Genomic DNA, 12,839 nt, shown 5'->3' with positions numbered 1-12,839 from the left:
TACTACGCTGGATTTCATTCAGACCGAAGAGGGCCGGATAGTAAACAATGGAGGAGCTTATAAGTATGAGTACAATCTGAGTGACCATCTGGGGAATGTGCGGTACAGCTTCGACAGCTATAATGGCTCGGTACGGCAGCTGCAGAGGGATGATTATTATCCGTTTGGATTACGTATTGCACGTTTGGCAGGAACGGTAGCAAATAAGTATCTTTACAATGGAAAGGAGATACAGGATGAGTTAAATCAGTATGATTATGAGGCAAGATTCTATGATCCGGTAATAGGGCGTTTTACTACAATAGACCCACTTGCTGATGAATTTGAAAATGTTTCGCCTTATAATTATGCTTTGAATAATCCAATTCTAATGATAGATCCGACTGGGATGGCAGCTGATTCCGCTAAAGTTAATACTCCCAAACCAGCACCAAAGCCGATTGAATTAAAAGAAGTTGTAATAACTGCTAAGAAGACAGACAATAGTGGAGCACGGGCTGCAGCGATGATGGCTTTGACAGCAATTCAATATGATGTTGCTACACCCGATCCTTCTGATGGCTTTTGGCCTAAATGGGTGGGTGAAGCAATAGTAGGAACAGCAGCAGCTGTTACGTTGTATGTTACAGCACCTGATATTAAGCCTGTCATTGTTAAATATACTCCTCCACCTAAAAGTTTGAAAGGTTTTCCAAAGGCGAGGCCAGCTAAACCAATTGGAAACAGGAAAAGGTGGAAGGACTCAGATGGTAAAATATTAGAATGGGACTCACAACACGGAGAAGTTGAAGTATATGATCGAAGTGGAAAGAATCATAAAGGAGGGTTTGACCCTGAAACAGGTAAACAAATTTCAGAACCCAAACCGGGGCGTACAACCCCTGTAAATTAGAAGCAAGTATGAAAGTTCAAAGAGTAATTACTCACTATCAGAAAGATGGAGATGAATATATAGGTGAACATCAAATAGATATAAGCCTCGATCAAATACGTCAAATGTGGGAACCGTTTGATAATGATCCTCTTTTTTATATGTGTTATCCAATAACAGAAAAGCAATCAGAAAAGATGGAAGAGCTATTTAATATAAAAATTGATCTGATGCAATTTGACTATTTCCTTGAATGTTATAAGGGAGTGTAACGCGAACTGTGTCATTTCTAAATTAACGCCTCTCAGAAGCCTCTATTTTCTTGAAGGATTCTGTCACCATATTTAATATATAATTGAGAGAATGCCAGTCCCTAATTATGGATTGGCATTGTCCATTTTTTTACTGATGTTTTTAATGATCAGGTACATGAGCTTCATCAGTGCCTGTTCTGAAGAAAACGCACCTTTGGTCTTGGTTATTTTACGGATTTGACGGTGGACACCCTCAATCGGGTTGGTGGTGTAAATAATCTTGCGGATCCCGGCGTCGTATTCAAAGAATGCAGAAAGGTTCACCTAGTTATCCAACCAGGATTTGCAACTCAGCGGATATTTATTAGCCCATTTTTCTTCAAACTCTAGCAACCTTTCATAACCCTGCTGTTCATTATTTGCCTGGTAGATATGTTTCATATCGGCCATTACTGCCTTTTTATCTTTCTCGGGAACATAACGCATCGAAGAGCGGATCTGGTGAAATGATGCAAAGCTGCACCCTGGTCTTTGGAAAAATAGCTTCAACTGCCTCTGGAAAGCCCTTTAGGCCATCGATGCAGGCGAGCAGTATATCTTCCACGCCTCGGGTTTTTAGATTAGTTAACACCGAAAGCCAGAATTTGGTACCCTCATTTTCAGCTGTATACAGGCCTAAACATATTTTTTGCCTTCAATGTCTACGCCCAGGATATTGTAGATCGCACGTGTTTCAACCACACCATTTACCCTGACTTTGAAAAACATACAATCCATAAATACAAAGGGGTAAACCGCTTCTAGCGGACGATTGCGCCATTCCTGCACCGCTGGAAGCACACTGTCGGTAATTCGGGAGATCTCAGCTGCAGAAATATCCATGGCATACATCGAGAGGATATTGCCTTCCAGTTCTTCTGTAATAATCAGTTGCCGTTTGGGAACAACTTTAGGCTCAAAAGTACTGAGCCGATCACGGCCGTTTTCAAGTTCAAACTCGCCGGAACTTAAACTGCGTACTGTCTTCTTACTTTTGCCGTTCTTACGATTGGGCTGACCAGCTAGTTTACTTTCAGAAATATGATGCTCCAGTTCTCCGGTCATCATAGATTCCAGGAAGTGTTTCATCATTGGAGCTAGTACCCCATCCGTGTCAGTCATTTTCTTGCCCGCATATAAGCCAGCTATAGCTTCCTTTTTGAAGCTTTCGAAATCAAAATCTTCTTCTGTTGCCATATTCATGTCGATAGTTTAAAGTTACACTATTGACACAGTTTGGGAAACATCCTCTCGCAGACTCACTTTTATCACTGTAGATTCATATCTTATTAAATGCGCTGATTATCGTCTGTATTTTTTAAGTTTGCAAGTACGAAGCGATAAAATTGAATTTCTATATAACATATATTCTGATTGGTGTCCTGCTCTTCTCTTTCGCGGCGATCTTTGCCTTGTTTAGTGTTTATGCAGAGCGTAAAGTGGCGGGTTTCATACAGGACCGTCTTGGCCCGATGGAGAATGGCAAATGGGGAAGCCTGCAGACGCTGGCTGATGCTTTGAAGCTTTTGCAGAAGGAGCAAATCACACCTACTGCTGCCGATAAGATTCTGTTTGCACTGGCACCCATTGTCATCTTTATCTCGGTTTATATGGGATTCGCGGCCCTTCCATGGGCACAGGGAGTTATTCCGGCGGCTCTGAACATTGGAGTGGTCTACATCTTCGCTATTATATCCATCGAAGCGATCGGAATCCTGATGGCTGGCTGGGGTTCAAACAATAAGTACTCGTTATTAGGTGCGCTGAGATCCGTTGCGCAGGTAATATCTTATGAAATACCTGCGGGTATAGCCATTATCTCTGCGGTAATGATCGCGCAGTCGCTGGATATGCATGCCATCGCTTCCAGGCAGGGCCTGGGAACTCCGGAAGCTATCTGGTTCATGGGTTTCTGGGATGTGACGGATATAGGCGGGATCTTTTCCTGGCATATCTTTCAGGCACCTCATCTGATTGTTGCTTATGTGATCTATTTTATCGCTTCACTGGCTGAATGTAATCGTGCTCCTTTCGATATTCCGGAGGCGGAATCGGAACTGGTAGCGGGTTTTCATACTGAATACACCGGAATGCGTTTTGCGTTCATCTTTCTGGGCGAGTACGCGATGATGTTTCTCGTGGGCATGGTTGGGGTTGTGCTGTTCCTGGGTGGATGGAATACTCCCTTGCCGAATGTTGGATCGCTTAGGTTAGCGGACTGGACAACGGGCATGGGATGGGGCATCTTTTGGACCTTTTCCAAGGTTTTGCTTGTTGTGTTGGTTCAGATGTGGATCAGATGGACGCTGCCACGTGTCAGGGTTGATCATTTGATGAGTTTTTGCTGGAAGATACTAACGCCCCTGGCCTTTTTATGTATGGCTGTTTCGGGTGTTTGGCGTCTGTTGATCATGTAAGTAGAGGAGGTACCGTGATTATTAAAAAAACAATAAACGCTATCAGAACTTCATGGAGGGGTATGTCCCTTACCTTGAAGCATTTGTTTGCTGTGAATAAGCGGAGGAAGAGCGTTGATATAAAGTCAGACAACTACTTTGAGCAAAAGGAGGGTGTTGTGACGGTTCAGTATCCAAAAGAAAAGCTTCCAATCCCTGAGGTTGGAAGGTATCAGCTGGATGTTGTTATTGATGATTGTATTGTATGTGATCTTTGTGCGAAAGTCTGCCCGGTTGATTGCATTGAAATTGAAAGTATAAAAGGTACCGGTCCGATCGGTATTACCTCCGATGGGACAACTAAACGACTGCATGCTGCGAAGTTCGACATCGATATGGCTAAGTGTATGTACTGTGGCTTGTGCACAGTGGTTTGTCCAACTGAGTGCATTACGATGACCGACACGTACGACAGGAGCGTTACCAATGTAGCTGATCTGATCTATAAATTCTCGGAAATGACACCAGAAGAGGCTGAACAGAAACGGAAAGAGCTCGCGGCACAGCAGGCTGAAAAGCAGGCGGCGAAAGACGCGGCGGCATTAAAGGCATTTCAGGAGAGAAGTAAAATATGAACATAGAGCAGGTTGTATTCTATTTTCTGGCTGCCACAGTCCTGTCATCTGCCTTTATGGTGGTATTGAACAGAGATATGGTGCGTTCAATATTTCTGTTCTTCATGACGCTGTTCGCAATGTCGGGGCTTTTTATTTATGCCTTGGCGGATTTCGTTGCTGTAACGCAACTGATCGTGTATGTTGGAGGGATGCTGGTTCTGATGATATTCGCATTCCTGTTGTCCAGCAAAACTATTTTAAATACAAGTGCTGCACATAAGACGAGTTTGATCGGTCTTCATCATATACCGGGAATGATCATCTCCCTATTGTTTTTTCTGATACTTTTTGTAACGGTCTACCAGGCAAACCCTGAAGAGATCAGCTGGATCAGGAATGCAGGAAATAATACGTTAGTTGCCAGTGATAATACGATCCATGCGATAGGTGTAAACCTAATGACTCGTTATCTGATTCCGTTCGAAATCATTTCGGTCCTGTTGATGATGGCTTTAATTGGAGCAGCTCACCTGGCAAGAAGAACAAAGAAGCAATGATACCATTATCTCATTTTATGCTCATCAGCGGCCTTCTCTTTTGTATAGGCCTTTATGCTGTGCTATCGAAGCGCAACGCCATCATGATGCTGATCGGAATTGAGTTCATGTTGAACGCGGCAATACTGAATCTGGTGGCCTTCGGTAAGTATGATAAGCAGGTTATGGGCGGACAGATGTTTGCCTTGTTTGCTATCGTTCTGGCGGCTGCTACGGTAGCGGTTTCGTTGGCCATTATATTGAACGTTTATACATACTATAAAAATATTGATCCGACAACCATCGATCAGCTGAGGGACTAGTTTTGGAGGCACTTATATCTGAAAATATTGTATTCATTTCCCTGCTTATAGCAGTAATGCCTTTGCTGACATTCTTTGGGAGCCTGATCTTCCGGGGAAACCTGATCCGCAGCGGGTCTTTTGCCATATTTAACATAAGCCTTAGCCTGGTTCTGTCGGTTGTTCTGTTTGTGCAGGTTTGGAATGGCTCGTCTGTACATGAGCAGTTTCATTGGTTCACGATTGGTAGCTGGGAGTTGCGGATCGGCGTGTTGCTGAACAATCTGTCGGTCATGATGATGTTGCTGGTGTCGGGAATTGCGCTCCTTGTCAATATTTATTCAACGAAGTATATGCAGGGCGACCCCTATATCCGCCGGTATTGGGCGTATCTGGGATTGTTTTGCTTCTCTATGCTGGGCCTGGTGATCGTTGATAACCTGCTGCTGGTATATATGTTCTGGGAGCTGGTAGGCTTTTCTTCTTATCTGTTAATCGGTTTCTGGTTTACCCGCAGCACAGCTGTGCGTGCGAATAAAAAGGCTTTTATCATGAACAGGTTGGGAGATCTTGGTTTTCTGATCGGTATCATGATTATCTTTTCGCAGTTCCAGACACTCGATATTACCCGGTTATTCGGAGACGGGGGTCTTGTGGAGGCTGCGGTTGTTTCGGGAGGTTCCTGGGTGGGCAGTGCGGGGAGTATGCCTTCGGAATGGCTGACCATTGCGGGAATTGTTTTCTTTTTGGCTGCAGTGGCTAAGTCTGCACAGTTTCCCCTTCATACCTGGCTGCCTGATGCGATGGAAGGGCCGACTTCTGTGTCTTCGCTTATTCACGCGGCGACCATGGTTGCAGCGGGGGTTTTCCTGATCGCACGCGTTTATCCGCTCTTCGATGATACTGTACTGGTTATAATCGCCTCAATAGGTGCCTTTACGGCCTTTATGGCAGCTACAATTGCTTTGACGCAGAATGATATCAAACGTATCCTGGCTTTTTCTACTGTATCGCAGCTCGGCTTTATGATGCTTGCGATGGGAGTAGGGGCTTCTGGTTCTGCTTTGTTTCACCTGGTTACGCATGCTTTTTTTAAGTGTCTGCTGTTCCTGGCGGCGGGTGCGGTCATTCATGAGATGGCTCACCTGAAGGAGAAGTCGGGCAAAGACTTCGATCCTCAGGATATCCGGAATATGGGGGGATTGAGGAATTATATGCCTGTGACTTTCGTTACCATGGCTATAGGGTCTATGGCGCTTGTGGCATTGCCACTCACGTCTGGGTATCTTTCTAAAGACGCTATTCTGATCCAGTCGTTTGAGTGGGCAGAGGGGGCAGGCGGCTGGCATAGGCTGATTCCTGTTTCGGCAATGATCACCTCCTGGCTGACGGCATTTTATATATCGCGTCTGATCTTCAAGGTTTTCTTCGGTGAGTTCAGGCTGTCGGCGTTGACATCTGGTCTGCATGTACATGAGGCCCCCGCCGCAATGAAATATGTGCTTGTTGTTCTCAGTGTATTTTGTTTGTTTCCGGTGTTTTCGCTCAACCCACTGCTGTTTGAGGATGCCTGGATTTTGAATGGTTTTCCACAAGTTGAAAGCATGACGCGGATTAATGCGTTTCATACGGTTGTGCCGGCAGCTGTCAACTTGATCTCTATTGCGTTGATCTGTCTTTGTTACAGGTGGTATGCGGCCATGAAGACGGCGCCTGATTACAGTCGAAGTATGTTGTTTAAGTTTTCACAGGATCAATGGCATCTGGACAGGTTTTATTCATCGGTTCTGGTGAGCGGAACGACTGCCTTTGCAGGGTTACTGTATTGGATTGACCGTTATATTATAGACGGTATAGTCAATTCAGCCGGCGTGCTGGGAAGGTGGCTTGCGTCGGGTTCACGATGGATCGACCGGTATGTGGTTGACGGGCTGGTAAACTTTTCAGGATATTTAGTGGGTATTGTCGGAAACTTTGTTCGTCATTTCCAAACAGGCCGCTTGCAGCATTATCTGGTTACGATGCTGATCATTATATTGACACTTTTTATTTATAAATACTACACTGCAGCTATATGAGTTTGCTATCGATATTAATTTTCCTGCCTTTGCTGGCAGGACTTCTGATCCTCATCATCCCTTCTTCTGCAAGGAACAGCTATAAATATGTTGCTCTTGCTGCGGTGTGTATTCAGGTATTGCTAAGTGCTTACATTTATCTGAACTTCAATGGAGAGGTCTACTCAGGAGTTGATACACAGTCGAAGTTCCAACTGGTAGAGCGTGTGCCCTGGATCGATCTGAACCTGGGTGCAATGGGTAAGCTGCAGATCGACTATTTCCTGGGAATAGATGGCTTATCGATGCCTTTTCTGGTGCTGACATCTATTGTGATGCTGGTGGCGCTGATTGCGTCCTGGGAAATCAAGGTTAACCTGAAAGGCTACTTTGCGCTGTTTCTCTTGCTGGATACGGCCGTTCTCGGTGTCTTTTCGGCTCTGGACTTCTTCCTTTTCTACATTTTTTATGAACTGATGCTGCTGCCGCTTTACTTCCTGATCGGAATGTGGGGTGGTATAAGGCGGGAATATGCTGCTATCAAGTTTTTTCTGTATACGTTGTTTGGTTCTGTGTTTATGCTGCTCGTTATCATCGGGTTGTATTTCTCTGTGACAGATCCGGTTACCGGAAATCATACATTTAATATGCTAAGCATGATGGACCCGAAGAACTATGTTGACGGCTCTATCTTCTCTGTATTGGCAAACACTGAGTTTTTCGGCATCTCTGCACGGCTGATAGGCTTTATTGTGCTTTTCATTGCCTTTGCCATTAAGGTTCCTATCGTTCCGCTACACACCTGGCTGCCGGATGCACACGTAGAAGCGCCGACGCCGGTTTCTATCATCCTGGCGGGAATCTTGTTAAAAATAGGGGGCTACGGAATCTTAAGGGCCTGTGTGAGCATCTTTCCGGATTCTGCGGTTCAATCTGCGTGGTGGCTGGGACTCATTGGTGTGATATCTATTCTCTATGGTGCGCTGAACGCATTGGCTCAGAAAGACCTCAAGAGGATGATCGCATACTCTTCAGTATCTCATATGGGTTTCGTGCTCCTGGGCATCGCTTCCATTACTGCTGAAGGGATCAGCGGGGCGATGATGCAAATGATTAGTCATGGTTTTCTGTCATCTATGCTGTTTTTCCTGGTGGGAGTTATCTACTCCAGGGTGCATGACCGCTCGATACCTAACTTCAGAGGACTTGCGTTGATCATGCCGAAGTATACTGCTTTTATCATGATTGCTTTCTTTGCCTCCCTGGGGCTGCCCGGATTTTCTGCGTTTATCGCGGAGGCGTTCAGTTTAATCGGTGCGTTTAATTCTTCTTCGATCAATGGATTGCTGCCAAGGTGGATGGCTGTATGTGGCTCTGTCGGAATATTTTTAAGTGCCTGCTACTTCCTGTGGACATTGCAGAGGATGTTTTTTGGAGAAACGAGATTGATGGGTGGCGATAAGTGGAAGGTGCTTCTTACTGACGTTAACCCAAGAGAGGTGACTGTTCTGTGTATTTTGACATCTTTTGCACTGGTGTTAGGTATTATTCCATCTTTGGCTTTTGATAAAATGAACGCTTCTGTGCTTGAACTGATTCGTTTAGTAAACGTGAAATAATATGAACGAATTTGCAAGTCAGGTACCATCGCTAATGCAAAGTATCCGGGAGGGGATTCCATACTTTCTTCCTGAGGTTGTGCTTATAATGACTTTCGTTTGTGTGATCGTTACCGACCTCTTCTTTCCCGGAAAAAAATCAATATATACCCTCATCGTTGGAATAGCAGGTATTTTGGTATCGCTGGTTTTCGCCGGATATCAGTTTGAAGCAATTGGTGAACCTCTGCTCTTATTTCAGGGATCTCTTACTCTTGATCGTACTGCCGGCATCTTCAAAATATTGTTCAGTGGAATAGTGCTTGTATATGCTCTTTTTATACGGGGCAATACGCGCTTGCAGGATCACGTAAAAGGTGCGGGAGATTTGTATCTGCTATTGCCAGGGGTACTTCTGGGCTTAAATCTGATGGCAATGTCGTCGGGGTTGCTGATGATCTATCTTTCGATTGAGATGATATCCATCGTTTCGTATCTGATGGTGGGCTATGTATCCGATAGTCCAAAGCAATCGGAAGCGGCCATGAAATATGCTTTATTCGGTGGTGTCTGTTCGGCCATTATGCTTTATGGGATTTCTCTTCTGTATGCATTTACAGGAACACTGATTTTGTCAGATCCGGCGTTTATGAATGGTTTATCGGAAATGCCTCCGGCCGCAGTTGCCATCGCCGTTATACTGGTGCTCGTTGGAATTGGATTTAAGTTGTCTTTTGTCCCGCTTCATTTCTGGAGCCCTGACGTTTACGAGGGGGCGCCTCTTCCGGTAACGGCGTTCCTGTCTACAGGGCCCAAGTTGGCCGGATTTGCTATTTTACTGCGTTTCCTTGATCCGTATTATGCTTTTCAGGCTAGCAGTCAGACAGTAGTCTTTGATTTTATGCCAGTGCTTTCGCTGATAGGGATCAGCTCGATGATTGCAGGAAACTTTGCGGCTGTGTGGCAGAACAATGTCAAGAGGATGCTCGCGTATTCGTCAATCGGACATACCGGCTTGTTGATGATGGCTGTAGTAGTTCATTCTGCAAATGGAGTAAAAGCGTTGTTATTCTACCTGATGATGTACGCGATAATGAATATGGCCGCCTTTATATTTGCCGCGAAGATTGAAGAGGGGACAGGCGCAATCCATATATCCGATTACAAGGGCTTGGGCAAAAAATTTACACTTGAAATGGTTTGCTTTGTGGTGATACTGATGTCGCTCACCGGCTTACCTCCATTGGCTGGCTTCATGGGAAAAGTCCTTATTTTTACGGCGGCTATAGAGCACTATTCGGTAACAAGCTCTGTTTGGTTGCTGATGTTATTAATCGTAGCCGCCATAACCACCGTTGTTTCTTTATTTTACTACTTTAAAATCCCTCTTAATGCCTTTCTGAGAAGTTCTGAGAATGTAACGGGCACAGCGCCACGGCGTGACTTTCTCACGTATATTGCAGTGTTTTTGACGCTTCTGCTCCTGGTCTGGGGAATTATGCCCGGGATGCTGATATAAGTTAGATGTTTAAACTTGTGTCATCTTTTAATATTTAGTTCATTTTTACTTTAAATGTGCTAATTTTGCGGGCTCATTGATATTCCATGAGCGAAGCAATAAAACATGAATGCGGCATAGCATTCATTCGTCTATTAAAACCCCTTTCTTTTTATCAGCAGAAATATGGTACGGCCTTATATGGCTTAAATAAACTGTACCTATTGATGGAAAAGCAGCATAACCGCGGTCAGGACGGAGCGGGAATTGCGACCATTAAGCTTGATGTGACGCCGGGTAACCGCTATATCAGCCGCTACCGTGCGATGGGTTCCACAGCGGTATCGGAGGTATTCGAGTATGTGCAAAAAAAATTCGCAGACATTCAGGCTATTCCCGAGTTGTTTCAGAACGCCGAATGGCTGAAAGAAAATGTGAGTTTTACTGGCGAGGTATTGATGGGGCACCTGCGTTATGGTACGCATGGTAAGAACAGCGTAGAAAACTGTCATCCTTTTCTGCGTCAGAACAACTGGATGAGCAGGAATCTGGTCATTGCCGGTAACTTCAACATGACGAACGTGGACGAGCTGCTGGATCAGTTATTCGAGCTGGGGCAACATCCCAAGGAGCGTGCAGATACGGTGACGGTACTGGAAAAGATCGGCCATTTTCTGGATGATGAAAATCAGCAGCTTTTTGATCAGTTTAAGCAGGAGGGACATAGTAATGCGGAGATCAGCAGGCTGATTGCCGAGAATATCGATGTCGCGAAAATCCTTAAACGGTCAGCCAAGACATGGGACGGCGGTTATACGATAGAAGGAATTTTTGGGCATGGCGATGCTTTTGTCATGCGTGATCCTTCAGGAATTCGACCTGCCTATTACTACCAGGATGATGAAATTGTGGTGGCAGCATCTGAGCGTCCAGCTATTCAAACGGCCTTCAATATTCCGATAGAATCAGTGAGAGAAATAAAGCCGGGTCACGCACTGATCGTTAAAAAGAACGGCCAGGTTTCGGAGGAGATGTTTCGTGAGCCGGAGGAGCAGAAGTCCTGTTCATTTGAGCGGATCTATTTTTCAAGAGGAAGTGACGCCTCTATCTACCGTGAGCGTAAACAACTGGGAAGATTGCTTTGTCCGCAAATCCTCGACGCCGTTGATTATGATTTAAAGAATACGGTCTTTTCTTTTATTCCGAATACCGCTGAAGTAGCTTTTTACGGGATGGTAGAAGGTTTGCATAAATATATCAAGCGTTATCAGAAGGACACGCTCCTGAAGAGGAGTGACAAGATCTCTGATAAAGAACTTGAAGAAGTGCTGAGTATCGCCCCACGTGTTGAAAAGATTGCGATTAAGGATGTAAAGCTTCGGACGTTTATCACCCAGGATGCTGACAGGCAGGATATGGTATCGCATGTTTACGATACTACCTATGGACTGGTGAATGCGTATACGGATAATTTGGTCGTACTAGACGATTCTATTGTAAGAGGAACAACATTAAAGCAGAGTATTCTGAAGATTCTTGATCGTCTTAAGCCAAAGCAAGTTGTTGTGGTGTCTTCTGCTCCGCAGATCAGGTACCCCGACTGTTATGGTATAGACATGTCAAGAATGGGCGAATTTGTTGCGTTTGAAGCAGCAATTGCTTTGCTAAAAGAGACGGGTAGGGAGAATGTTATATATGAAACCTACGAGAAATGTCAGCAAGCGGTTATTGAAGGAAAAGAGAAGCAGGAAAATTTTATAAAGGCGATATACGCGCCGTTTACTGATGATCAAATATCTGCCAAGATAGCTCAAATCATATCTCCGAAGGAGATAAATGCTAAAGTTGAGGTAATCTATCAGACGCTGGATAATTTACACAAAGCTTGTCCTGATCATTTGGGTGACTGGTATTTCTCAGGTAACTATCCTACTCCGGGAGGTAATAAGGTTGTAAACAAGGCATTCATGAACTGGATGGAAGGTAAGAATCAGCGAGCTTATGTGTAGGCTCGCTCTGCTAGCTAGGATAGCAGATCGTATATAAGCTTCAAGGCAAAAATCATAATGAGAGAACCCGCCACTCTGTTTAAGAGTACGATGGTTCTCTCTTTAATTTTATACCGTAATTTGTTTGCATAATAGGCTTTAACGGAATCCATGCTAAATTGTGTAATCAGGATGGAACCAAAGAATGGGAATACCTGTTGAGCTTGTATCTCACCGGTAACGGAGATAATGCTGCTGGTTACTGTGATCCAGTAGATGAGTAGTGACGGGTTGAAGATGCACATCAGGAAACCTTTAAAAAAGTAGCCTGTATTTCTTTTGGTGGATGTAATGTTGTCGTAGTTGATCTTAACTTTCTTAAGCAGGTAAAAGAAGCCTATACCCATCATCACGGCGGCGCCTGTGAGTCCGATTACATAACGGTATTCGTTCTCAAACTGGATGAAAGAGGAGCCGTAGAGGGCGAGGGCCACATAAATTATGTCACTCATCAGTACACCTCCGGCAAGGGAGATACCTGCATGAAAGCCTTTTTCAATACTTGTCTTTAGCAAAGCGAAAAAAACCGGTCCAGTTGCAAAAGAAAGAACTATGCCAAGTCCTATACCAGAAATAATTGTTTCAAGCATCTATTAGTGGTTGGAAGTGTGCGAATATCCAAA

At 44.5% G+C, this 12,839-nt stretch carries 11 protein-coding genes and 1 pseudogene; 10 read left to right on the top strand and 2 right to left on the bottom strand.

Annotated features, from left to right (window positions below; genetic code table 11):
- Together ACKI5J_RS18485 and ACKI5J_RS18480 are read left to right on the top strand one after the other, a co-directional pair.
- On the top strand, positions 1–892 hold an 892-nt coding region (locus tag ACKI5J_RS18485; RefSeq protein WP_407431174.1), incomplete at its 5' end, for a colicin E3/pyocin S6 family cytotoxin.
- A gap of 8 nt (positions 893–900) precedes the next feature.
- Positions 901–1,143 (top strand): hypothetical protein, encoded by a 243-nt coding sequence (locus tag ACKI5J_RS18480; RefSeq protein WP_407431172.1) that lies wholly within the window; start codon positions 901–903, stop codon positions 1,141–1,143.
- A 104-nt stretch (positions 1,144–1,247) separates the two neighbouring features.
- Here the strand turns inward: ACKI5J_RS18480 and ACKI5J_RS18475 are convergent.
- A pseudogene (locus tag ACKI5J_RS18475) lies at positions 1,248–2,361 on the bottom strand (IS256 family transposase); the annotation flags it as partial.
- Between the two features lie 149 nt (positions 2,362–2,510).
- Here ACKI5J_RS18475 and nuoH point away from each other — a divergent pair.
- The 8 genes from nuoH to ACKI5J_RS18435 all read left to right on the top strand — a co-directional run bounded on the left by nuoH (position 2,511) and on the right by ACKI5J_RS18435 (position 12,177).
- A complete protein-coding gene (gene nuoH, locus ACKI5J_RS18470) occupies positions 2,511–3,581 on the top strand; it encodes an NADH-quinone oxidoreductase subunit NuoH (protein ID WP_407431170.1) in 1,071 nt (356 codons plus the stop codon).
- Positions 3,582–3,643: 62 nt separating this feature from the next.
- Positions 3,644–4,195: a 4Fe-4S binding protein gene (locus ACKI5J_RS18465; protein ID WP_407431168.1), complete on the top strand. Its 552-nt coding sequence runs from the start codon at positions 3,644–3,646 to the stop codon at positions 4,193–4,195.
- Positions 4,192–4,734, top strand: a complete 543-nt coding sequence (locus ACKI5J_RS18460; RefSeq protein WP_407431166.1) for an NADH-quinone oxidoreductase subunit J — start codon at positions 4,192–4,194, stop codon at positions 4,732–4,734. Before ACKI5J_RS18465 ends, ACKI5J_RS18460 begins: the two co-directional genes overlap by 4 nt.
- The gene (nuoK, locus tag ACKI5J_RS18455; protein ID WP_407431164.1) at positions 4,731–5,036 is read left to right on the top strand and encodes an NADH-quinone oxidoreductase subunit NuoK; all 306 of its coding nucleotides are present in this window, start codon (positions 4,731–4,733) and stop codon (positions 5,034–5,036) included. Before ACKI5J_RS18460 ends, nuoK begins: the two co-directional genes overlap by 4 nt.
- A gap of 2 nt (positions 5,037–5,038) precedes the next feature.
- Positions 5,039–7,093: an NADH-quinone oxidoreductase subunit L gene (nuoL, locus tag ACKI5J_RS18450; RefSeq protein WP_407431162.1), complete on the top strand. Its 2,055-nt coding sequence runs from the start codon at positions 5,039–5,041 to the stop codon at positions 7,091–7,093.
- A complete protein-coding gene (locus ACKI5J_RS18445; protein ID WP_407431160.1) occupies positions 7,090–8,691 on the top strand; it encodes a NuoM family protein in 1,602 nt (533 codons plus the stop codon). Before nuoL ends, ACKI5J_RS18445 begins: the two co-directional genes overlap by 4 nt.
- Position 8,692: 1 nt before the next feature.
- Positions 8,693–10,189, top strand: a complete 1,497-nt coding sequence (locus ACKI5J_RS18440) for an NADH-quinone oxidoreductase subunit N (protein WP_407431158.1) — start codon at positions 8,693–8,695, stop codon at positions 10,187–10,189.
- 86 nt (positions 10,190–10,275) lie between these two features.
- Positions 10,276–12,177 (top strand): class II glutamine amidotransferase, encoded by a 1,902-nt coding sequence (locus ACKI5J_RS18435; RefSeq protein ID WP_407431156.1) that lies wholly within the window; start codon positions 10,276–10,278, stop codon positions 12,175–12,177.
- 14 nt (positions 12,178–12,191) lie between these two features.
- On the opposite strand, the gene ACKI5J_RS18430 is transcribed toward ACKI5J_RS18435, so the two are convergent.
- On the bottom strand, positions 12,192–12,806 hold the full coding sequence (locus tag ACKI5J_RS18430; RefSeq protein WP_407431154.1) for a LysE family translocator: 615 nt from the start codon (positions 12,804–12,806) through the stop codon (positions 12,192–12,194).
- Positions 12,807–12,839: the final 33 nt, after the last annotated feature.

The organism is Arcticibacter sp., from assembly GCF_045629565.1.
Taxonomy (GTDB): Bacteria; Bacteroidota; Bacteroidia; order Sphingobacteriales; family Sphingobacteriaceae; genus Arcticibacter.
The sequence above is the reverse complement of the archived record's forward strand: the minus strand, read 5'-3'. Positions and strand labels throughout refer to the sequence as shown.